Here is a 22,397-nt window from a genome sequence, read left to right on the forward strand (position 1 = left end):
TTGTTAGGCCGTTTCTATCAGTTTATCTATAAGCTTGTCGGTGGTTAAGCCCTCTGCTTCAGCCGCATAGTTGTTGATAATGCGATGACGAAGCACCGGTTTTGCCAATGCCTCAATATCCTCTTCGGTGACATTAAAACGACCATTCATCAGTGCTCTTGCTTTACCCCCGAGGATTAAAAACTGTGAAGCACGGGGCCCCGCACCCCAGCTCATGTATTTGTTCACAAAGTCTGGTGCAATTTCGGAGCCCGGCCGCGACATCGTAACCATTCGCACGGCGTAACTGAGCACACTTTCGGGTACGGGGACCTCACGTACCAAGTCCTGCAGCTCCTTAATCTGGGAAGCCTCCAGAACGGACTCAACATTCGCTTCCCGGGGGGAGGTTGTTTGGCTCACGATATCCATCTCTTCATCCAGGGAGGGATAGTCGAGCCAAAGATTAAACATGAAACGATCCAGCTGAGCCTCCGGAAGGGGATAGGTGCCTTCCTGTTCAATAGGATTTTGGGTAGCCAAAACAAAAAAAGGCAGATCCAGGTTATAAGTATTACCCGCAGCCGTTACGTGATACTCCTGCATTCCTTCCAGCAGTGCAGCCTGCGTCTTGGGGGGCGTACGATTGATTTCATCTGCCAGAATGATGTTTGCAAAAATCGGACCTTTCACAAACTTGAATGCTTTACCTCCAGTCTGACGATCCTCCTCTACGACTTCGGTACCCGTGATATCGCCCGGCATGAGGTCGGGGGTAAACTGGATCCGGCTGAAGGAAAGGTTTAAGGTTTGGGCCACCGTTCGTATCAACAGTGTTTTGGCCAGCCCCGGTACCCCCACCAGCACACAGTGTCCCCGTGAAAAGAGGCAGATAAGCAGTTGGTCAATGATCGTTTTCTGTCCTACAACGACCTTTCCTATCTGCTGCTTAATGCTATTGACGGACTCCTGGAAAAAATCTACCGCCTCGACAGGCTCATCTGGAATTGTTTTCATGAAAAAAAGTTATTGAGTTTGCTGTGCAAATTGCTCCGGTACCGGGATCTTGTATTCGATATATACTTCCTCGCGCAGGTTATCAATCCAGTTGCGCATGAAACGGTACTGTTTCTGTTGGAGGGCGATATTTTTGATTTGTTCGTAATCCTGTTCAAGATTAGCCCGGTGTTCGGGAACACGCCTGTCAAGACGAACGATGCGGTAGGCAGTCTGCGCATTATTGCCGCTGCCGGTATTAAACTGCTTGGGTTCCGATATCTGTCCCTCCTCCTCGAGCAGTAAAACAATACGATACATTGCAGGATCAAGACGGGAAAGGGGAATAAGTCTATTACCGGTCTGTGGATCCATCAGCCGTCCACCCTGAGGTGCAGTTTGTGGATCTTCAGAGTGTTTGCGGGCCATCTCTGCAAACGTGATATCCGGGTTGGTCAGCACACTGTCGCGAATAGCGTTCAGGGCATCGATAGCCACCTGAGTGTCATAGCTTTCCTGGTCAACACTAATCAGGATGTGATTAGTATCGATCTCGTCCCCCACACGTTTATTGAGGCGAATTACATGGTAACCAAAAGAAGTTTTTACTACTTCCGATATTTCACCGGGCTGCAGGGCAGAAGCAGCAGCTGAATATTCGGGTACAAAGTCACCAATAGGAATCATACCCAACTCACCGCCATCTCCGGCCGAGGGACCATCGCTGTGACGTCGTGCCAGTTCTTCAATGCTTTTTCCATGGTTAATCACGGAGTCTCGCAGCTGTTCTGCCAGCTGGCGTGCCTCCTTTTCAGCATCTTCCAGGGGAGGGGGAATCTTCACGATTTGTGAAACCGCAACCTGTTCGGGTACGGTAGGCAGGGAATCTTGAGGGATTCGTTCAAAATAGTCTTTCACCTCGGGCCGGGTAATGCGGATATTCTGCATCTCCTGCTGGCGGTATTTCTGCACAATCATCTCCTCGCGGTAGCTCTGGCGAAGGTCGGCCCGCAGCTGCACGATACTTTTTCCCATTCGCTGCTCTACCGCTTGTTCACTACCAAGCTGCTGAACAACCTGGTCTATACGCTGATTAATGCGCTGGTCCACCTGATCATCAGATATCGTAACGGAGTCCTCCCGGGCTTTGTCCAGCAAAACATATCGCTCCACAATGTTTTGGAGGACGGAATACCATAGATCTTTGCTGAATTCTACTTCCCGTTGCGGTGAATTACGGCGCAATTGTAGCAGGTAGTCGGCCACCTGTTGATCAACCTCTGACTTAAGGATAGAGTGATCATTCACTACCGCAATAATGCGATCAAGCGTTTTTTTGTTTCCATTATTCTGATTTGATTGGGCAAAGGCCGGGGCAGATATATAAAAAGAACCAACCACTGCCATTAAAACAAAGAGAGAATACCTGAGAATATTATTCATTGGTTTCAGAAGATAAAAGCGTATCAAGTCTAGTTGAGTCTGCGTTGGAATTAGATTCTAAAACGTTAAACGTTTCAATTTCATTATTTGATTGCGCGTTAAGATAAAGATTCTTTACATATGAATTGAAATGGCGTCTTCTTTTCTCCAATCGGAGCCATTCCTTTATTTGGCCGATCAGCCAATCCAGGTCGGGATGGTCGCCTTCCGGTCGCGTTTCCATTAGCTGAACAAAGTGATAGTCGCCCTGTACGCGACGTACCGGCGATATTTCGGTAATACCGATGCGCTGTAACATGCTGTTCATGACATTATTATCAGCCAGTGCCATGGAAATAGGCCAGAATTTTTCCGATTCCTGTATACGGGCTTCGGGATTTTGGCCATATTTACGGGCCACTTCAGGCCATTCAATGCCTCGCATCAGGTCTCGTCGTGCGGATTGTGCCTGCTCATATGTGCTTGTAACCAAGTGTCGAAACCGGACATACCGCTCATTAAGTACCAGTTGATCTTTGTGAGCCTGGTAGTAGTTTCGGGCCTCATCATCGGTGATATTAAGATCCTGGTCATACTCGGCTAAGACGTAGTCTTTCAATCCCTGCGCGAGCACTTCTTCTCTCAGGCGTTGAAGTCGTTCTTGCACTTCGGCATTTTGGCTAATGCCTACCCGCTGGGCCTCTTGTAATATTATTTGCCTGCGAATCCAGTCTTGTCGGTAACGGTTGAGTGCTGAAGCACTGTCTTGATCGAGCATAAACGGCGGAATCTGATCGGCAGCATCTTCAACAGTGAGAACTTCGTTGCCAACTCTGGCCAGGTTATTTTGATTGGGACCTTGGTCCACAGGCTCGCATCCACCGATGAGCACAAGGAGGATGAGAGCAGATATAATTGTGAAATGCAGGTTTAATCTTTGCATAGCAAGTTGATAAAATTAATAAAGCATTCCGGCTATTGTGGCGGTCATCAGGTTGGCCATGGTTCCCGCAGCCACTGCCTTGATACCGAATTCCGCAAGATCCGATTTCCGATTCGGGGCCAAACCGCCAATGCCACCAATCTGTATAGCAATAGAAGCAAAATTTGCGAAACCACAAAGAGCAAAAGTAGCCATTGTTGTTGTTTTATCCGTCAGTGAAGATGTTTCAACCAGATCCGCCAGCTGTGTGTAGGCTACAAACTCATTCAGCACAATTTTTGTCCCCAGCAGGGAGCCCATATCCACGGCATCCGTCCATGGAACCCCGATGATGTAGGCGATGGGAGAAATTATCCATCCCAGGATCGTCTCGATTCGAAGTGATCCTGAAATCATGCTATTTATCCCGGTAATACTTCCTACCTGTTCCAGGAAGTAATTGCCCATAGCAAGTAACGCGATAAATGCCAGTAACATTGCCCCCACATTAGCGGCTAGTTTAAGCCCGGTTGCAGCACCGCTGGCGGCTGCATCAATACCGTTGGTATCAGGTCGTTCGATATCCATTGTAACCTCACCCTTGGTTTCCGGGTCGCCGGTCTCAGGGTAAAGTATTTTGGCGATAACCAGTGCCGCCGGGGCTGCCATAAGACTGGCTCCGAGCAGTTGCTCCGCAAACATCAGGCGCCCAACATCCAAGGAAACGCCTTGGGCTTGCGCGTAGGAGTTTCCCAGCATCTGGACGTAGGCTGCCATTACACCGCCGGCAATAGTGGCCATACCGCCTGTCATCACAGCCAGCAGCTCAGACTGTGTCATTCGTGAGATAAAAGGTTTGATCACCAGCGGGGCTTCCGTTTGTCCTACAAAAATATTGGAGACGACCGACAGCGACTCCGCTCCTGAGGTCCCCATCAATTTCTGCATCGCTTTGGCCATGTATTCCACTACACGCTGCAGAATGCCGTAGTGGTAAAGAATGGCTGTGAGTGAGGCAAAGAATACAATTGTGGGTAGTACCTGGAATGCAAAAAAACTACCGAGGCTCCCCTCAGCGCCGGGGGGCTTGGCCAGGTCACCGAAGATGAACGTTGAGCCTTCCGTGGTAAAATCGAGAACGACAACAAAAAAGGAGGAGAGCCAGCTAAAAAAAGCTTTCGGCCATCCGAGTGGAGACCAGCTTTCGGCCATTGCTTCACCGTTCAGGATAAAAACAGCCAGTATGAGCTGTATTCCCAGGCCGGTACCCACCAGTCGCCAGTTCACCTGTTTGCGATTGTTACTGAAGGCATAGGCCAGCGCAATAATGGCTGCCATTCCAATCATTCCTCGGAGGATATCAATCATCTAAATCAGCGTCTTTCTTGGCATTTGTTTGATTTCCTTTACTTTCGGAATTGGTTTCAAGCGGCTGGATCGGTTTTCCCCGACGTTTGTCGACCGGCGGGCGGAAGCAGTGACGAGCACGAGGTTCATAGGCATCGGATTCCCCAACAAGCATGCGGTCATCACTATCGACGATTCGCTGGGAGTAGTGCGCCATTACCCCACTTTCTGAGCATATCGCGTGCAGCTTTGTGACATATTCAGCTATCGCCAGCAGTTGGGGCATCGGCTCAAAGGGATTGCCTTCGTAATCCATATCAAGTCCGGCTATAATAACCCGCTTGCCGTCATTGGCTAATGCGTTTGCCACCTGGACGATGCGATCATCAAAAAACTGGGCTTCGTCAATACAGATCACATCCGATTCCCCGGTCAAAAGCACGATTTGATCTGCGGTATCTACAACCAGGCCCGGTAGGGCAGATTCATCGTGCGAAACAATCTCCCGGTCACTGTACCGGTTGTCAACCGCCGGTTTGACTACAACGACCTTTTGTCCAGCAATATGAGCCCGTTTGGCACGCCGGATAAGCTCCTCTGTTTTTCCACTGAACATGCCACCACAAATGACTTCAATCCAGCCTACATTTTTGGGAATAATTGATGGCTCGTACAGCATGAACAGGTATCTATCGAATTTGAAGAGTGAAAAATCGAATTGTTGGCTTAGAATATATCTTTGAACTGGGTAAAAAGAAAAAATGAATCCGATATGTTTCAATTCCTGAAGTAGTTAGGATATACTCAAAAAGTTGTGTGATGTAATTGAGTGGACACTATTGCATTCGCTTAACTGTTGAGTTGTTGAGTTAAATGTCGAAGGTTGGAAGGTTGAAGATTGTTGAGATGTTGAGGTGTTGAAATGTTGAGACATTGAGGTGTTTAGCTGTTGAATTGTTGATTGGATTCTTACTCACATTGCTTGGAACCGTTCGCTCTGCGGCGGTATCCCAGGCTGGCGCTCTGCGTCTAACACTTCCATATCAACGAGTTTAGCGATTAGAGGGATGAGTTTAGCCTGACAATTTGCAGTTTGTTGGGGCACGAGGCATCGTGCCCTTCCCATTTATCGCTTAACCCTTTATTACTTACTGAAATCATACTTATTATCAGTTCCAATTAAAGCATTTTGAGCGGTTCTTTTATTCCGATGAACCTTCGGAAAGGCGAATAAATCTCCAGCTTGTGCTAAAAAATATCTCTTCGCATAAAAAAGCTTCGGTTATAAATCTTGTGCGTAGTATTGCCGGTGAATTTTTAGTAGAAGCTCTACAGTCCCGACCTTGTCGGGGGGCATCACTGAAAAAATGGATATACTGACTCTGGAGAAAGATTTTCGCACGTGTTTTAGTGCTAAATCATCAAAAGGATTACTCCAAATGCAGGAATTTTTCCGAACGTAAACAGGGTCATTAAATTATTGAACGTCATATACTTGACAAGGGTTGGAGCCTCGTAGTTAGTTAAAGTACACCAACCGATCTTATTTTTCTTTCATCCTGTAAGAGCATATTATTACTTTAGCTCTTCGATAACTTCTATCTTTGTCAAAGAAATTTATGCTCAAATTCTACCGTGGCGGTCAACTTGAGATACTCGCAAATCAATTGATCGAGCTGTATAACGATCAGCCGCTGGAAGATCCGCTGGCACAGGAGATTTTGGTGGTGCAGAACCACGGGATGGCGCAGTGGCTCTCAACCAGGATAGCACGTAAAAGCGGGATCGCAGCCAACCTTAAGTTTGAGTTTCCCGCTGAACGGGTTTGGGATCTGTATCGCTGCATGGACGAGGATATTCCGAAGGATCTTCCTTCTGACCGTGAACCAATGACCTGGACACTTTACCAACTACTTCAAAATGTGCCTCGTAAATCACCGTTTTTATCGGTCTGGAACTACATGCGGGATACCGACGGCCAATGGAATGCCCTGAAAGCCTGGAAACTTGCCAACCGGGTCGGCGACCTGTTCGACCAGTATCTCATCTATCGTCCGGGGATGATAAAAAAGTGGGAACGTGAAGATAGGATCGGCTATGGGGCCAATGAAGCCTGGCAGTCAGCATTGTGGCGTGAGCTTAATAAGATTTGGGATGATAGTTTTACTGAAATTCAGTGGAATTATCGGGCTGCTATTCATTCCGACTTTTTGAAACTGCTTAAAAATAATGAACTGTCCACTGATGAGCTGCCGCAGCGGATTACGCTTTTTGGTCTGTCTGGGTTACCGCCGTCATCAATCGAGGTTTTTATGAACCTGTCGAAGCTCATTGATATCCACTGGTTTTGGATGAACCCGGGAGATGATAGTGCATTTATGGAGCTGGCTGAATCCTGGGGTGGGGAGGGGAAAGAGTTCCTGGATCTGTTTAAGGAACATGCCTCAAAAGCTGGTATTTCAGTGCCAGCAGAAAAGAAACCGGAATTCAATGGTTTAAACACTTCCCATACGCCCGACCTCTTTGACCAGTTAAAGGATCCCACCTTTAATGCTGAAGGACCAAATATTGATATCCAGGTTCATTCCTGCCATTCTCCACTCCGAGAGGTTGAGGTGTTGCATAACAATCTGCTGGATTTTTTTGAAAAGAATCCTGACCTGCAACCCGACGATATCTTGGTGTTGTGCCCAAACATTACCCTGTATGCTCCTTTCATCGAAGCAGTTTTTAGTACCACGGAAAAAGAGCAGCCCGCCATTCCGCATCATATTGTAGAAGACCATACCGGTTTGCGGAAAGAGGTATTCAATATTTTTGCCAAACTGTTGACGTTGCTGGACAGTCGGTTCAAGGTTACGGAAGTCTTAGACCTGCTGTCGGCGCGCGTGATACGCCAGAGATTTGATATTAGCGAGGATGAACTGGAACGGTTGCAGAACTGGATTAAAGGCACCAACGTGCGTTGGGGGCTAAGTGGAGAGGATAAACAACAGTTAGAACTACCCGGCACAGCGCGTTTTACGTGGATGGCGGGCCTCGACCGCATGATGCTTGGATTTGCTACTGATATAGAGGACGAGGTTTTCCAAGAAATATATCCTTTTAGTGAAATTGAAAGCAGTGAAGATGCTGACCTGTTGGGGAAGCTGTCCCGCTTTGTTAATGCTCTGCAGGAAGCGCGTCGTCGCTCTCGTAAGGCGAAATCACCAAAAGCGTGGGAGGCATTGCTCAGATCCTGGATTACCGATTTTATTCCCTCCGACCAAAAGTATTACCATGCATACCAGGGGTTAAATGCCTTGATAGATGGCATGCAGGGGGCGACAGGGCTCGCTGGATTCCAGGAGGATCTGCAATTCCCTGTCCTGGTCGATTACCTTGAGAATAAGCTTATGGGAGAGGCCGTCCGTGGCGGATATTTTGGGCACGGCATCACGTTCAGTGGATTGGAACAGATGCGTAATATCCCCTTCAAGGTGATCGGGATGATTGGGATGGATAATGAGGCTTTCCCGCGCAATAAAGTGTCTCCCGATTTTGACCTGATGACACAGGCACCAAAGCCAGGCGACCGGTTACAGCGAAATGATGACCGGTACCTGTTTCTTGAAACACTACATTCGGCCCAAGAGCTGTTTTACCTGAGCTATGTCGGTCAGAGCAACCGGGATGACTCAAGTCGCCCGCCGTCCGTGATGATTACTGAATTGATCGATTATCTTCGGGAGGAGTACGGGATAGATCGTAACGAGATCTTGGTGAAACATCCGCTGCAAGCCTACAGCAAACGCTATTTTTATGGTGAGGATCCCGCTCTGTTCAGCTATTCCCCAACTGCATTTGAAATACAAAGCCAGCTTTCCTCTGGTTCCGATAGCGATAAAATAGCTTTTCTTACTTCAGAAGAGAGGCTCTCGGAAGCCGATGAATCATTCAAAAATATTTCTGTCGATGAACTAGTGCGTTTTTGTGTCCACCCGGCACGGTTCCTGGTGCAGCAGCGGCTGGGTATTCAGTTTTATGGTGAGGACCTTATTTCTGAAGACCGGGAGCCATTTGAGCTGGATGGACTCAGTGGATATAAATTGGGGGAGGAGTTGCTGATGCGCCGACTTCATGACAAGGATATCGGGGCCTTTGAACCTATTGCACAGGCGCGTGGAATGCTGCCCGAAGGCTGGCCGGGGAGACAGGAGTTTGAGGAGAAGGTTGATGAGATTACTGAGTTTAGTACGGCACTTCGACAACTGTTGTCCACGCCTAAACTGGACCGTAAAGAAGTGAGCCTTGAGTTCGGGGAGTTTCATCTTACGGGGGTTCTCGAGGACCTATACAGTGACTATCAACTCTTTTTCCGGTATGGCGTGTTGCGTCCAAAAGATCTTCTGAGACAATGGATTTATCACCTGGTTCTTTTAGAGACGCAGGGGGAGAACTCTCTCCGGGACACGCTGTTGGTTACCAAAAAAGATGACCAGCCGGCCTATACTCTCTTTTCCAAAGTTCCGGATCCTTTTGAAAAACTGGATGCCTTGGTGCACCTGTATTGGGAGGGTCTGCATAAAAAGATCCCACTGTTTACCGACTCATCCTATGCATTTGCAGAGGAGCTTTTGGTTAAGAGTAAGGATGAGGAAAGGGCACTCAGGAAAGCAAATAACAAATGGGAAAGTAGCTGGAATCCCGGGTTAAATGAAAAAGAAAACCCCTTCAATAAATTGTTATTTAAGTATAGTGAACCTATTGAAAGCCAAGAGTTTAAGAATTTATCCCTGAAAATTTGGAGCCCCATATTGGATTCATTACAAGAGGAGCACAATGTTGAATAAGCTCAATCCTTTTTCCATACTACTTGAGGGACAGCACTTGGTTGAGGCCAGTGCGGGGACAGGGAAAACCTACAATATTACCTCACTGTTTATCCGCTGTATCCTGGACCGGGAAATGGATGTTGATGAGATTCTCGTACTCACGTATACAAAGGCGGCCACCGCCGAGCTAAAAGAGCGGATCATGGAACGGATTAAAGAGTCGATAATGGCGTTGAAGAAGGAGAAGGCTCCAGAAAAAGACGAGTTTTTGCTGCAGTTACTGGAACATATTGATCAACAAGATGAAGCTATAAATCAGCTGGACAAGGCACTACACAATTTTGATGAAGCCTCGATTTTTACGATCCATAGTTTTTGTCAGCGTGCACTGCAGGAGCAGTCGTTTTTGAGTGGAATTGTATTTGATACTGAGCTAATCACTGATGACACCGAACTAATCCAGGAGGTTATTGATGACTGGTGGCGTAAACTGGTGGAGCGTGCCGAGGAATCAAAAGCCGAACGAATATGGCTTAATATATTACAGGATGAAAAATACCTGCCCGGGCAACTGGCGGATATGGTGAGTCCGGGGCTTGGAAAACCCTATCTGCAACTTGCATGTGACCAGGTAAATGAGAGCAGAGAGGAGGAGCTCGAAGAGTTATATGAATTGTTTAAAAAGTTAAAACAGAACTGGTTTGGCAACGAAAGCCTGATTCAAGAATTGTTGCTCTCTGATGCGATGGATGGGAACCGGTATCGCTCGAGTTCCGTGCCCGGCTGGATTGAGAATATGACTGACTGGCTGGATAATGATCTGCCGTCGCTTAATTTCATAGAAAAATTCGACCGTTTTTCTATTGATTTTATTCGTGAAAATGGGACAAGGAAAGGAAAAGAGCCGCCACAGCACCCATTTTTTTATTGTGTAAAAGCATTTATTGAACAGGCCGACCGCGTGCGCAGTTGGATGCCAAATTTCAAGAAAGAGCTTATTCAGCATACACGGGAAGCCCTGCGAGAACGAAAACTGGAAAGTGGCGCGTTGGGATATGATGATCTGCTCGTGATGCTGCAGGAGGCGCTACAGCGGCCACAAACAGGTACTGAGCTAGCCGAATTTTTACGGGGCAAGTTCCCGGTGGCACTGGTGGATGAGTTCCAGGATACCGATCCGATTCAGTATAACATCCTGGAACAAATATACCCCCCGGGAGCGTCTGGCACGGCCCTCTTTCTCGTGGGAGATCCCAAGCAGTCTATCTATAGTTTTCGAGGAGCAGATGTATTTTCATACCTGAATGCCCGTGCTAACGTTTCGGAAAATCGCCGTTATAGCCTTTTACGGAACTTCCGTTCTGATCCCGATCTGATTGAAGCGGTCAATAAACTATTCAGTAGAATGGAGCACCCATTTTGGGTGGAGGATATTGCCTTTAATCCTGTAAAAGCCGCGGATCTTGAAATGGGTTCTTTTTTGATTGAAAACCAGAAACCGCCACTGCTCGAGTTCCTGGAGTCGACCAATTTAAAGTCGGACAAGATATTAAACAAAAGCGAAGCCAGGGAGCGGGCGGCCAACCTTACGGCTGAGTCGATTGCTGATATCCTGAACAAGGGAGAAGCCGGAACCGTCACCATTGACGGGAGGCCGATAAAACCAAAAGATATTGCGATTCTGGTCCGCAAGCACCAGCAAGCCGACCTGGTCCGAGAGAAGCTGGAGGACCGGGGTGTTAACTGTGTGCAATATAGCGAAAAAAGTGTCTTTGAAACCGATGAGGCCCGAAACCTGGAACTGCTGCTCAAAGCAGTTGCTGAACCGCGCAATGACAAGTTGCTCCAGGCAGTACTGGCTACTGAACTTTTTCCCTATACTGCAGAGGATATCATACGATTTGAGGAGGACGAGCAGGCATGGACCCATAAGGTTGAGCAGTTTTCAGGATGGAATGATATATGGCAGAAGCACGGCTTTAGCTCCATGCTTCGTCATTTTTTATGTGATGCCGCAGTAGAAAAGAATCTGATTACCCGGCACCGGGGAGAACGAAAACTGACCAACACGCTTCAACTGGGTGAACTTCTGCAGGCGCGTGAACAGGAACAGCAAGGAGGGATGTTTGAACTGATAAAGTGGCTTTCCCACAAGAGGGATAAACCGGATAAAAACATGGAAGAGGAGCAACTCCGCCTGGAAAGTGACGAAGATTTGGTGCGTATTGTGACCATGCACCGAAGCAAAGGACTGGAATATCCTGTGGTATATTGCCCCTTTTTATGGGATGGAACGTCATTTTCCGATTATGGCATGCCGTTTCTCTATCATGACCGCGCCAATGGGCATCACGCCTCTCTGGATTTGAATGAAAAGGGGAGCCAAGATCGGCAAAGGCACCGGTTGCAATCGGCCGTGGAAGAGCTATCGGAGAGCCTGCGGTTGGCATACGTTGCGTTAACCCGTGCTAAACATTACTGCACCATTGTCTATGAGTCGGCCCGCGGGATGGAGTTTTCTCCACTGGGGTATCTGTTATTGGGAAAAGAGAAAATAAAAGAACAGTTAGAGGACAAAATTTCATCAGATAAAAATGTATCAAATATTTCTTCTTCAGAATACAGGGAGAATCTAAAAATTATATTAAGTAATTACAGTAATTTATTTTCACACAATAAAATAAATGATCATGAGATAACACAATTCCACTCTGATGATCAATTGTTACCGGATTTGAAAGGCAATCGAACATTAACTAAGAGAAAAGCGATTCACTCACATTCGGTGGTCTCGAGCTTTTCCTCTATCATGCATCCTTCTGCTGATAGCGATGGAGAGCCGATGGATGATGAGTTTTTTCTGCCGGATGAGTTACACGCACCCGAGGAGGATGAGGAGCTCTCTATTTTTTCTTTTCCCAAAGGTCCCAAGGCCGGGACATGTGTTCACACCATTTTTGAGGATATCGATTTTTCCGGACTCGATCACTTGGATGAGGCGGTGGAAAAGAATCTAAACCAGTTTGGATTTAATCAAAAATGGGCGCCGGTGCTGAATGATATGGTTCATAATGTAGTAACCAAGCAACTGAAACCGGGTGTCCAACTCAATAAATTGGGATCCCGTGACCAAAGAAAAGAGATGGAGTTCTATTTTGATTTACAGCCCTTTAAGCGCCAGCGGTTGCTCCAGGTTGTGAGAGGGGGAGATTCATATCCCGATTTTGAGATTGAGGAGGGATTCATGAAAGGATATATCGATCTCATTTTTACGATTGATGACCAGTTTTATATTGCCGACTACAAGACAAATTATTTGGGTGATTCTGTTACTGATTATGCCCCAGAAGTGCTTGAAGAAGAGATGAAAACAGCAGGATATGACATTCAATATCATATTTACACAGTAGCGCTGCACCGGTACCTGGAAAAGAGGGTACCGGACTATTCCTATGCACAACATTTTGGCGGTGTATTCTATCTCTTTATTCGCGGTATGATAGGGGAGGCCGGCCAGTCAGGCATCTTTTATCATAAACCGGAAGAGTCTGTAATCAAAAAGTTGGACGAGCTTTTTCGAGCGGAGGTGAAAGATCATGCCTGATTTGCTAAAGCAGCTCTCAAGTTATCGGGATGAAGGATTTATTTCTGAGATATCCTACCAGTTCTGTGAATTCCTGAAACGGGTAGAACCTGGCTGTAGTGCCGGAGTGCTGCTGGCGGGATGCCTTGCCTCGCAACGTAGAGAGGAGGGAGATGTCTGCATAACACTTGCTGATGAAGCCGAGACCTTTCTTTTTGAAGATTCTGACAAGGCAGTTCGTGGGCCCGAGCTGAATGAATGGATCGGTGAACTGAATGCGAGCGAATGCATCGGGAAACCCGGGCAGGCACGGCCATTGATACTGGACGAAGATGGGCGACTGTACCTGCATAAATACTGGAAATATGAGGCTCTGTTGGCAGAACAGCTTCGAATCCGGGCTGTGCCACCCGCTTTGAATGTGAATGCTGAGAATTTGAAAAAAGAGCTTGATGCCCTGTTCGACAGTGATCAAACGGGACTGGACTGGCAGAAGATAGCTGCCTGGGCCGCAGTTCGGCAGAAGTTGACGATTATCTCCGGGGGACCCGGAACCGGGAAAACAACGACGGTAGTCAAAATTCTATTACTGTTGGCACAGTTGGGGGAACTGAATCACGTAGCACTGGCAGCCCCGACGGGCAAGGCGGCCTCCAGGCTGATGGAGTCTGTACACGGGGCATTACAGCGATTTGAGCCTGCTAAAGAGATCCTGGAGCAGTTGCCAAAACAGGCAGTTACGATCCACAAGCTACTGGGTGCCAGGCGATACGGTTCCGCTTTCCGGTATAACAGGGAAAATCCACTACCGTACGACCTTGTTGTTATTGATGAAGCATCGATGATTGACCTGGCCCTGATGGTGAAATTAGTGCAAGCCCTTCCGGACCATGGAAAACTGATTATGTTGGGAGATAAAGATCAGCTGGCCTCTGTGGAGGCCGGGGCGGTAATGGGCAGTATTTGTGCCTATACAGAGAATCAATTTTCCAGCTCTTTTATTGAGGCAGCCAATGAGGTTGGCTTGGAAATTCCGCCCCAAACGCTACAGGAGAATCCCCATTCATTGACTGATCATATTATACTCCTTGAGAAAAGCTACCGCTTTGGAGAGGAGAGTGGTATTGGCCAGCTTGCAGGATCAATCTTAAAAGGGCGTGAAGAACAGGTGCATGATATTCTGCAATCATCAAAGTTTAAAGATGTATCTCTGAAGAGATTTGAGGATTTATCTGGTTTCAGTGACATTTTAGGAGAGGTGTTACTGGATCATTTTAATAAGATTGTAAATCGTGCTGGGATTGAACCGGCACTTGCCTCGATATCAGAGCTGGGAATACTATGCGTTCATCGCAGGGGCCCGCTAGGTGCCAACCAGGTGAACCTGCTTATTGAGAAGATACTTCGCCAAAATGGTCTTATTCCAATGACCAGTGAGTGGTATGTGGGTAAACCGGTGATGGTAACGCGGAATGACTATTCACTTGGATTACGAAATGGAGAACTGGGGATTACGCTTGAAGATGAAAACGGGGATCTGAAAGTATATTTCCAGAAAAGTGAAGGTTCACACCGGTCATTTTATCCTTCCCGACTTTCTGAGATTGAAACGGCTTATGCAATTACTGTGCATAAAAGCCAGGGCTCAGAGTTTAATGATATTGCCATTGTGTTACCACAACAGGTTTCAGCCGTCTCGTCACGAGAAATGCTCTATACGGCGGTAACCAGGGCCCGAAATTCATGCACAATCATCGGGAGTCAACTGGTACTTGCCGGTACCGTCGAGCGAAAAACAGATCGGTCGTCTGGTCTTAAAGACCGGCTTTGGGATTAGAAAACTCAAAATATTTTTCTCCTTTTCTTTTCTCTCTTGAACTCACAAAGCCTCTTATTAACCTAACCTATTTCTCCACCTTTGGGGATGACGGTGTTATATAATTCTACAAAAATGGATGAGATATTTTAATCAGCCAGTGACACGGAAGCGGAGTTAGTCTCAGATACTATGGTCTAGTGAACATAGCTAACTAATGTGAACCACATTTTAACTCATAATTTGTGCCCCGAACAGAAATTGTTCGGGGCACTTTTTTATGCACTTGATTATCGGCAGTTGGAGCAATTTTTATAGAATATTTCGGAACAAAGAAGGCTCACATCGACTCAAAAACAGATGAGGAACGAAACACAATAATTACAGGACTGTTCGTTATTTACGTAGAATAACTTATTGAATTTAATAGCAAAACATTGTTTTTTAAATACTTAAGAAAATAAATGTTGTTGTCGCTCAATGCAATGTTTGCTGAAAAGGGGTTAGCAAAAACGAAACATCAAAGCAGAGAAAAAACGCTAAGTTCCCCCAAAAAATTTTTTTAAAATTTTCCGAAACAAAGGTGAGGAAATCGGATATAAATAATTGTTGAGACCATCAGATCTCATTTGTTGTACCCCGAAAAAGCCAACGTAAAAAAAAGGGAGTCGGTTGATCCCGGCTCCCTTTATTATATCGAAAAAGCCAACGTTGAATTGACGTCTTCAATAAACGCCCTTCTAAACTAAAATGCCATTATCTTAAAAAAATGTAATGATGGCATTAGTTGACTTCCAGTAATTCCACTTCAAATACCAGTGTTTGTCCAGGCTTAATAGGTCCACCGGGACGAGGATTGTTACCATACGCCAGGTCCGCTGGAATCCAGAATTTGTATTTGGCACCTTCGCTCATCAGCTGTACGCCTTCTGTCCAGCCCTCAATCACGCGGTTAAGCGGGAAAGTGGCAGGGTCTCCACCAATGGAACTGTCAAATTCAGTACCATCGAGAAGTGTGCCGCGGTAGTGAACAGTAACGGTATCTGAGGCCTTGGGAGAAGCTCCTGAACCTTCTTCGAGGACTTGGTATTGGAGACCGCTCTCAGTTTCTTGTACGCCCTCATTCTCTGTGTTTTGAGCGAGAAATTCTTCGCCTTTCTTGCGGTATTCCTGGGCTTCAGCCTGTTGCTGTTTCATTGTTTCCTGCTGTTTCTGCATCTGGTATGACTGGATAATACTTCGCATCTCAGCTTCAGCTATCGGGGATTCAGTGCTGTCGTTGAGTCCTGCGCGAATACCGGCCACCAGCTTGTCAATTTTGATGTCTGTCATATTTTGCTGGCTTAGCACCATGCCATTTTGGTAGCCCAGGCTGTAGCTTACACTGTCGATATTACTTTCCAGGTTGGCATTGCCAGACTCAAATGAGGAGGAACCGGAATTACAACTTACAAACAGGGTAAAGATTCCAGTTAGAAAAACTAACATTAAACGTTGTTGAATCATGATAAAGAGGATCGTTGAGATTAAGAATTAGTGATTCTTTTTGGTGAAAGGAAGGTATCTATTTTTAAGACCTATAAAAAATGGAAATCAATTCCCAATTACGGATTCTAACGAGATTGAGCCCATTTTTATTTGAGGCTGTTCTTCCAGAGCAGTCCAGGCAAAAAAGAGGGTATTTCCTAGATATTCGATTTGGGGAAATCCACTTTTTCGATCGAGAGACATGACGGTGATGTCTGTTACTTTACCGGTTCTGCCTGTGGCTGTTTGCAGTGTTCGCACTTTTAGGATCGCTTCATCACCTCTTTTCCCCATCCAGGTAATTGCTGCCAAATCGGGAGTGAGAAACCCCGCATCCACACGGCCAAGTGGTTCAGCTTCGTCATTAATAATAACTGGAGATGCAAATGTTGCGCCTCCATCAAAGGAATAAGCCGCTTTAACTGTTTTTGACTCGTTGGCGGCCGTATACCATGCAACAAGCACGGTATCACCTGAGGCTTTCACAACCGGACCGTTAACGGGGCATCCACCAATTTTCCACCCATCTGCGTGAACCGCTACCGGCTCCGACCAGCTTCCCTGTCGGTAACGACTCACATGGATATCACGAAGTTCCCTTTCTGTTCGATTGCGATAGGCTACAATGGCACCTTTCTTGATTTTGGCAAGTGAGGTTTGGCAGCAATCACACACGCTGTCATCAATTTGTCTCTTGCCGGTAACCTCACCATCCCTGTTGATTTCTGCAGAACGGAGGGTCATCGCTTTGGCAAGGTCCCCATATTCGTCCGGGGCGCGATCAGCCGTTTGTCGTCCATCCAGCCAGACTGCCAAAAATTTGTCATTGTTGAGAGCAGCCATGGACACAAATCCATGCTCTGTTGCCGTCTCGTCATAATGGGGCGACAATACCGACTGTCCACCGGAATGGTTGCTAACGGCCATCTTAATATCATAGGCATAAGTCCCACCCGGCACTTTGTGTAGCCAGTGTGCCGCCATAAGGTCTGAATCAGAAGTAACGACAGCAGGGTAGTCCGCCCAGTTTACAAACCAGTCACTGCCTTTTGCGATTTGTTTGGGAGAGGTCCACCTGCTATTAGAATATTTGGCATACTTCAGGAGAGTCTCTCCATTTGAATCACTTTCAACCCAACTTAGATACAGGCTACCTGAATTATCCTTTGTAAGGAACGGCAGCATGCTGGGACTGGAGGCCGGAGTAGTAATTGTTTGGAGCCCCACGGGTTGATCACAACCCGAAATCAACAGGAGAGACAAAAAAATGAAGAATAAAAAAGGAATTGATCTTTTCACTTATGTTAATTTTTCAAAGTAATTAACTCTTTGAATTTTATAGGGTAATGAACTTATTAAGATAAGTCTTTTAAATAAGTGTACAATCCATTTTAATAGATAGGTGAGGAACGATGTTTTCCACAGATCGTTTGTATGACTCAATTAACCATTCAATTTAACAGATACTTGAGATGCCAGAAGGTCCCGAAATTTGGAGAGAAGCCGATCGCCTGTCAGAAGTGTTGGCCGGTCGTAAAGTTAGTGAAATCTATTTCGCATTTGACGAGCTGAAGGAGTACGAGGAAATCCTGAATAACCGTGAAGTTAAAACGGTGGAGCCCCGCGGTAAAGCCATTCTCACGCGCTTTGACGGGGGATTGAACATCTACTCGCATAACCAGCTATATGGCAAGTGGAAATTTGCAGAAAATGGAGAGCGGCCCGACACGAACCGGTCGCTACGGCTTGCTCTCACCAATGGGGAGCACTCGGCTCTGCTGTATTCTGCGTCTGAAATTGAGGTGTTGACCGATGAACAGCTCCCGGAACACGATTATCTGAAAAAACTTGGGCCCGATGTACTGCATCCCGATACGGACTATGAGATAGTCTTGGACCGATATCAGGATGAGGATTTTCAAAACAGGAAGGTAGCCACTCTGCTTTTGGACCAGTCGTTTTTAAGTGGACTGGGCAACTACCTGAGGGCAGAAGTGATGTTCACAGCCGGAGTACACCCCGACCTGAAGCTCAGGCAGTGTACAATTGAACAAAAAGAGAACATGGCAGAAGCTTCCATCGGTCTTGCCCGACGATCCTTTGAAACCGGAGGGATCACCACTGATCCCAAGACGGTTGAAGCACTGAAACGGGAAGGGAAATCGCGTTCCCAATACCGGCACTTTGTATATGGCCGGGAAGGCGATTTTTGTTATAAATGCGGGACAGAAATCCAGGTAGATAAGACCGGCGGGCGAAAGCTGTATTACTGCCCAGAATGCCAGTCAAAGTCAGACAAATAGGCTGCTGATTTATCAGGCAGATTCAGATTCTTCCGATAAAATATCCCGCGCATCGAAAATGAGCTAAAAATCGGCTTCCATCACCCTTCTGGCTTTCCACGGCGACTGTTCTGTTGCAACCAATTCTTGATACGCCCAAAAAAAGATGCGGGCAGAGCTAAACAATACATTTGATAAAAGGCTGAAAAAATCATTCGAATACGATACTTTAAGCGTTCTCAAATGATTTAGTTAAACAGAAATTGAAGCATACCAGTACTTACCTTTATGAATGATAATGATATATTGAAACCAGGTGATACTATCAGCCATAGCAACAAACAACTGATGGAGTCACCAGAAGTAGAAACGATTGCAGAACGTGTAATTGAGCGGGAAAATCTTGAATTTGGGCCTGCATCAATCGGCTATTTCCTTGTTTATCCCAATGTAACCAAGTACCGTGCAGCCAAGTGCATGAAAGCCTCCCGGGAAGTGAAATATTACTCCGGAAACGACTACCTGATCGAAATATCGGGTGAAATGTGGGATATGCTGGATGAAAAGACCAGGGAAATGGTGCTATTCCACGAGCTGTTACATCTTGACCCTACGTACAAAGCGAAGAACCAAGAATGGAAAATGAAGACCCGCAAGCCGGACTTTGCTGATTTTTATGAGATCAACGACAAATATGGAAACGAATGGTACAAAACGGTGCAAGCCACGGTTTCTTCACTGTATGACTTGGATCCCAAACGCGAAAGTAAAGTGAGCCTTTGATCCAAATAAAATCGAGCAAGGAATGTGGAATGCAGAAGAGGAGTGACAGCTTTCCCATTCCCTGCTCGAAATTTTAAAAACTATCTCGATTCAGGCGTTTCTACGGTCCCCGCCTTGACAACCACCAGCCGATCCAGGTCGATATACTTTTTGATGGCCCGGTTGACCTGTCCAAGTGTAACAGCTTCAATATCTTTGAAATATTGATCGGCATAAGAGACCGACTTACCCCGTAGCGCCAAATCGTGGATATAGCTTGCTACTCCACCAGTGGTGGCCAGCTGCACTTTGGCTGATCCGGTGATTGTCGATTTTTTAGCAACCAGTTCCTCCTCGGTTATGCCATTCTCAATCCAGTTTTGTACCTCGCGCATGGTCGATTTCATGCCTTGGTCCAGCAGGTTCGGGGCAAACGTTGCCGACAATGCCCAATGGCCGTCACTCATCGAAGTACCGGAAAGGTTTGAACCAATGCCGTAAGTAAGCCCTTCTTTATCACGAACCGTGGACATCAGTCGAGCCGAAAAGTTGCCGCCGAGGATATAGGTGCCAAGCATCAACGGCAGGTAATCGGGATGCTCTTCATCAATACCGAGCGGAATACCCATATTCACTGAAACACTGGTCTTCTCTTCCATATAGACGGTCTCATCAACTTTCTCAGCAGGGAGGGAGGCTGTCTCAGCGGTTTGATAGGTGATGCCACCGCTCCAGCCATCAAACGCTTTTGAAACCTGTTGTTCAATCGTTTTTGAATTAAGATCCCCAACCGCCACCAGTTTCATCGTCTTGTTTCCGTAATTATTGGAATGAAATTTCTTCAGATCTTCAACCGTCACAGCATCAATATCCTGGATGAGCTGCTCAACGGGCATCTGGTAGTTCGGATGATCTCTGGGATACAGAATTTGTGCAAGTTTTGAACTCGCCATATACCCAGTATTTTCGAGGCTTCGCTGGAACGCTCCTTTTCGCTGTATTTTAAACTTTTCCAGCTCCTCAGCATCAAAAGCAGGTTCCCGGAGCTGTTCGGCCAGCAGTTCCATCACTTTTGGGAGATCTTTTGCCAGGCATTTGGCATTGAAATTGAGGCTGTGGGCATCCACGCTAAAACTTATCGACGCCCCCAGGTTTTCGAGCTCTTCAGCGATCTGGAATTTGTCCTTCGAAAGCGTACCCTGGTCGAGCATGTTACCGGTCATATCCGCAATCATGGAGTTGGATTCCGGGCTGTACCAATCGCCACCGGCCAGGCTCCCCCCGATAGTGATTACATCTTTAACGCCGGTTTTCATGGTGTATACTTCGATATCTCCGATGTCGGTTTTGTTGATTTGGCTTGCCAGGTCAGTGTCTGCATCTGCTGGTGACTTATCATTTCCCGAGCCATGCCCCCCGGTTTCTTGAGCTTCAAAATTATGGTCCCGGTAATAGAGCATCGATTCGAATTCCTCATCAGAGCGAGAACTGCTGCTCGCTGTAGGCTGATCTGCTGCTCCCGGAGTTTTCGGGATGAAGTACCCGGTCGTACTTTTATCCTTGACAAAGTACGTTTTTACTGCGTCCTGGATCTGTTGTGGAGTAACAGACTGCACTTCTTGGGGATATCGCACGTAGAAGGTCCAGTCACCCATGGCGATTGCTTCATTGATCTGGCTGGCGATAGAGAATGAGCCGTCGCGATCGAATGCTGTTTGGGCAGTAATCTGGGTGATGGCACGATCGACCTCGGCCTGAGTAACGCCGTTCTCCTTTATCTCATTAATTTGATCCCACAAGATTTGTTCAACCTCTTCGTGGGTAGCGCCAGGACCTAGAAATGCATATGTAACAAACAGGCTCGGATCCTTAAAGGGAAAATAAAAGTCAAAGACATTGGTGGCTTTGCCGGGGTCAACAAGTGTTTGGTAAAGTCGGCTGGTTTTACCATTGGTAAGGATGTTATCGAGCACACTCAAGGCCACATAGTCCTCGTGAGCACCTTCCGGTGCTTTAAAACCAATACCTACTACGCCCAACTGTCCCGCTCGTTTAACTTCAACACGCCGGGCACCCTGCTGTTCGGGTTCTTCAGTATAAACTTCCGGTATGGGATTGGGGGAGGAGGGAATTTCACCATAATACTCCCTGATTAAACCGAGGGCTTCCGTTTTGTCAAAATCGCCTATGACGGTAACGGTCGCGTTGTTAGGCCAGTAATAGGTATCGTAGAATTCCCGTAGCTTTTCAATGGGCACTCCTTCAATATCAGACCTCCAGCCAATGGTAGAGTGGTGATATGGGTGGGCAATAATAGCAGAAGCCCATATCTCTTTATTCAGTGCGCTGAATGGACTGTTTTCTCCGCGTTCAAATTCATTGCGGACGACAGTCATTTCAGGCTCGCGGTCTTCTTCACGGAGCCAGAGGTTGCGCATCCGGTCGGCCTCGATATCTACAATCAGTTCCAGGTGCTCGCTGGGCAGGTTTTCGTAGTAATTTGTCCGATCGAGCCAGGTAGTGGCATTCAGGATGGCCCCTCGGTTTTGGAGCATCGCGTCTATGCCGGTGCCATCTTCTCTGTTATACTTGTCCGTACCTTTAAACATAAGGTGCTCCAGCAGGTGGGTGGCACCGGTGGTACCGGTTACTTCATTCCGTGAGCCGACACTATACGTGACCATAAACGTAAGCACCGGGGCCGAATGATCTTCCATCAATAAAACGCACAGGTCATTGCTTTCTAGCCGGTATTCCTCTATTCCACCAAGTTCTTTTACTTTTGTATATCCATCTTGCCCGAAAGCGTATTCTGAAATGAAAAGCAGGGCAAAGATGAACAGGAGGGAAGCGCTTTTTTTCATAACTAGCTGATTTTGTTAAGGCCTTAGGGTGAATATATCAGACCCTTTGACGAATTTAATCAGAAAATGTTATGACTTTATAG

Annotated in this window: 13 protein-coding genes; 5 read left to right on the plus strand and 8 right to left on the minus strand. The window is 46.7% G+C overall.

Annotated features, from left to right (window positions below; translation table 11 throughout):
- Positions 1–3: 3 nt before the first annotated feature.
- Genes NC796_RS10620 through NC796_RS10640 form a run of 5 tightly spaced genes read right to left on the minus strand, consistent with a single transcriptional unit; the run spans position 4 to position 5,345 of the window.
- Positions 4–996 (minus strand): MoxR family ATPase, encoded by a 993-nt coding sequence (locus tag NC796_RS10620; RefSeq protein WP_310684376.1) that lies wholly within the window; start codon positions 994–996, stop codon positions 4–6.
- Between the two features lie 9 nt (positions 997–1,005).
- Positions 1,006–2,418, minus strand: coding sequence for a peptidylprolyl isomerase (locus tag NC796_RS10625; RefSeq protein ID WP_310684377.1), 1,413 nt, complete (start codon positions 2,416–2,418; stop codon positions 1,006–1,008).
- On the minus strand, positions 2,411–3,340 hold the full coding sequence (locus NC796_RS10630; protein WP_310684378.1) for a peptidyl-prolyl cis-trans isomerase: 930 nt from the start codon (positions 3,338–3,340) through the stop codon (positions 2,411–2,413). Before NC796_RS10630 ends, NC796_RS10625 begins: the two co-directional genes overlap by 8 nt.
- A 15-nt stretch (positions 3,341–3,355) precedes the next feature.
- Complete coding sequence (locus NC796_RS10635) at positions 3,356–4,687, minus strand: nucleoside transporter C-terminal domain-containing protein (protein WP_310684379.1); 1,332 nt, start codon at positions 4,685–4,687, stop codon at positions 3,356–3,358.
- On the minus strand, positions 4,680–5,345 hold the full coding sequence (locus NC796_RS10640; protein WP_310684380.1) for a thymidine kinase: 666 nt from the start codon (positions 5,343–5,345) through the stop codon (positions 4,680–4,682). The genes NC796_RS10635 and NC796_RS10640 overlap by 8 nt, the downstream gene beginning before the upstream one ends.
- Before the next feature lie 940 nt (positions 5,346–6,285).
- On the opposite strand from NC796_RS10640, the gene recC reads away from it, so the two are divergent.
- From recC to recD, 3 genes are read left to right on the plus strand one after another with little or no spacing between them, the layout of a single operon-like run.
- Positions 6,286–9,498: an exodeoxyribonuclease V subunit gamma gene (gene recC / locus NC796_RS10645; protein WP_310684381.1), complete on the plus strand. Its 3,213-nt coding sequence runs from the start codon at positions 6,286–6,288 to the stop codon at positions 9,496–9,498.
- A complete protein-coding gene (gene recB, locus NC796_RS10650) occupies positions 9,488–13,084 on the plus strand; it encodes an exodeoxyribonuclease V subunit beta (RefSeq protein WP_310684382.1) in 3,597 nt (1,198 codons plus the stop codon). The genes recC and recB overlap by 11 nt, the downstream gene beginning before the upstream one ends.
- Positions 13,077–14,900, plus strand: coding sequence for an exodeoxyribonuclease V subunit alpha (gene recD, locus NC796_RS10655; RefSeq protein ID WP_310684383.1), 1,824 nt, complete (start codon positions 13,077–13,079; stop codon positions 14,898–14,900). Before recB ends, recD begins: the two co-directional genes overlap by 8 nt.
- A 762-nt stretch (positions 14,901–15,662) precedes the next feature.
- Here the strand turns inward: recD and NC796_RS10660 are convergent.
- Positions 15,663–16,367, minus strand: a complete 705-nt coding sequence (locus tag NC796_RS10660) for an FKBP-type peptidyl-prolyl cis-trans isomerase (protein WP_310684384.1) — start codon at positions 16,365–16,367, stop codon at positions 15,663–15,665.
- A 105-nt stretch (positions 16,368–16,472) separates the two neighbouring features.
- Positions 16,473–17,705 (minus strand): hypothetical protein, encoded by a 1,233-nt coding sequence (locus tag NC796_RS10665; protein WP_310684385.1) that lies wholly within the window; start codon positions 17,703–17,705, stop codon positions 16,473–16,475.
- 173 nt (positions 17,706–17,878) lie between these two features.
- Between NC796_RS10665 and nei the strand changes: the two genes are divergently transcribed.
- Positions 17,879–18,709: an endonuclease VIII gene (gene nei / locus NC796_RS10670; protein ID WP_310684386.1), complete on the plus strand. Its 831-nt coding sequence runs from the start codon at positions 17,879–17,881 to the stop codon at positions 18,707–18,709.
- A gap of 267 nt (positions 18,710–18,976) precedes the next feature.
- Positions 18,977–19,471: a putative metallopeptidase gene (locus NC796_RS10675; RefSeq protein ID WP_310684387.1), complete on the plus strand. Its 495-nt coding sequence runs from the start codon at positions 18,977–18,979 to the stop codon at positions 19,469–19,471.
- Between the two features lie 80 nt (positions 19,472–19,551).
- On the opposite strand, the gene NC796_RS10680 is transcribed toward NC796_RS10675, so the two are convergent.
- Positions 19,552–22,314 carry a pitrilysin family protein gene (locus tag NC796_RS10680; RefSeq protein WP_310684388.1) on the minus strand — a complete coding sequence of 921 codons (2,763 nt, stop codon included), beginning with the start codon at positions 22,312–22,314 and terminating at the stop codon, positions 19,552–19,554.
- Between the last annotated feature and the right edge of the window lie 83 nt (positions 22,315–22,397).

This window comes from Aliifodinibius sp. S!AR15-10 (genome assembly GCF_031569985.1).
Classification (GTDB): Bacteria; Bacteroidota; Rhodothermia; order Balneolales; family Balneolaceae; genus JAMQKA01.

What these genes read in the sequence shown, in the direction of transcription:
- NC796_RS10620 (WP_310684376.1), bottom strand. Translation starts at nt 996, where the DNA reads ATGAAAACAATTCCAGATGAGCCTGTCGAGGCGGTAGATTTTTTCCAG.
- NC796_RS10625 (WP_310684377.1), bottom strand. Translation starts at nt 2,418, where the DNA reads ATGAATAATATTCTCAGGTATTCTCTCTTTGTTTTAATGGCAGTGGTT.
- NC796_RS10630 (WP_310684378.1), bottom strand. Translation starts at nt 3,340, where the DNA reads ATGCAAAGATTAAACCTGCATTTCACAATTATATCTGCTCTCATCCTC.
- NC796_RS10635 (WP_310684379.1), bottom strand. Translation starts at nt 4,687, where the DNA reads ATGATTGATATCCTCCGAGGAATGATTGGAATGGCAGCCATTATTGCG.
- NC796_RS10640 (WP_310684380.1), bottom strand. Translation starts at nt 5,345, where the DNA reads ATGCTGTACGAGCCATCAATTATTCCCAAAAATGTAGGCTGGATTGAA.
- recC (WP_310684381.1), top strand. Translation starts at nt 6,286, where the DNA reads ATGCTCAAATTCTACCGTGGCGGTCAACTTGAGATACTCGCAAATCAA.
- recB (WP_310684382.1), top strand. Translation starts at nt 9,488, where the DNA reads ATGTTGAATAAGCTCAATCCTTTTTCCATACTACTTGAGGGACAGCAC.
- recD (WP_310684383.1), top strand. Translation starts at nt 13,077, where the DNA reads ATGCCTGATTTGCTAAAGCAGCTCTCAAGTTATCGGGATGAAGGATTT.
- NC796_RS10660 (WP_310684384.1), bottom strand. Translation starts at nt 16,367, where the DNA reads ATGTTAGTTTTTCTAACTGGAATCTTTACCCTGTTTGTAAGTTGTAAT.
- nei (WP_310684386.1), top strand. Translation starts at nt 17,879, where the DNA reads ATGCCAGAAGGTCCCGAAATTTGGAGAGAAGCCGATCGCCTGTCAGAA.
- NC796_RS10675 (WP_310684387.1), top strand. Translation starts at nt 18,977, where the DNA reads ATGAATGATAATGATATATTGAAACCAGGTGATACTATCAGCCATAGC.
- NC796_RS10680 (WP_310684388.1), bottom strand. Translation starts at nt 22,314, where the DNA reads ATGAAAAAAAGCGCTTCCCTCCTGTTCATCTTTGCCCTGCTTTTCATT.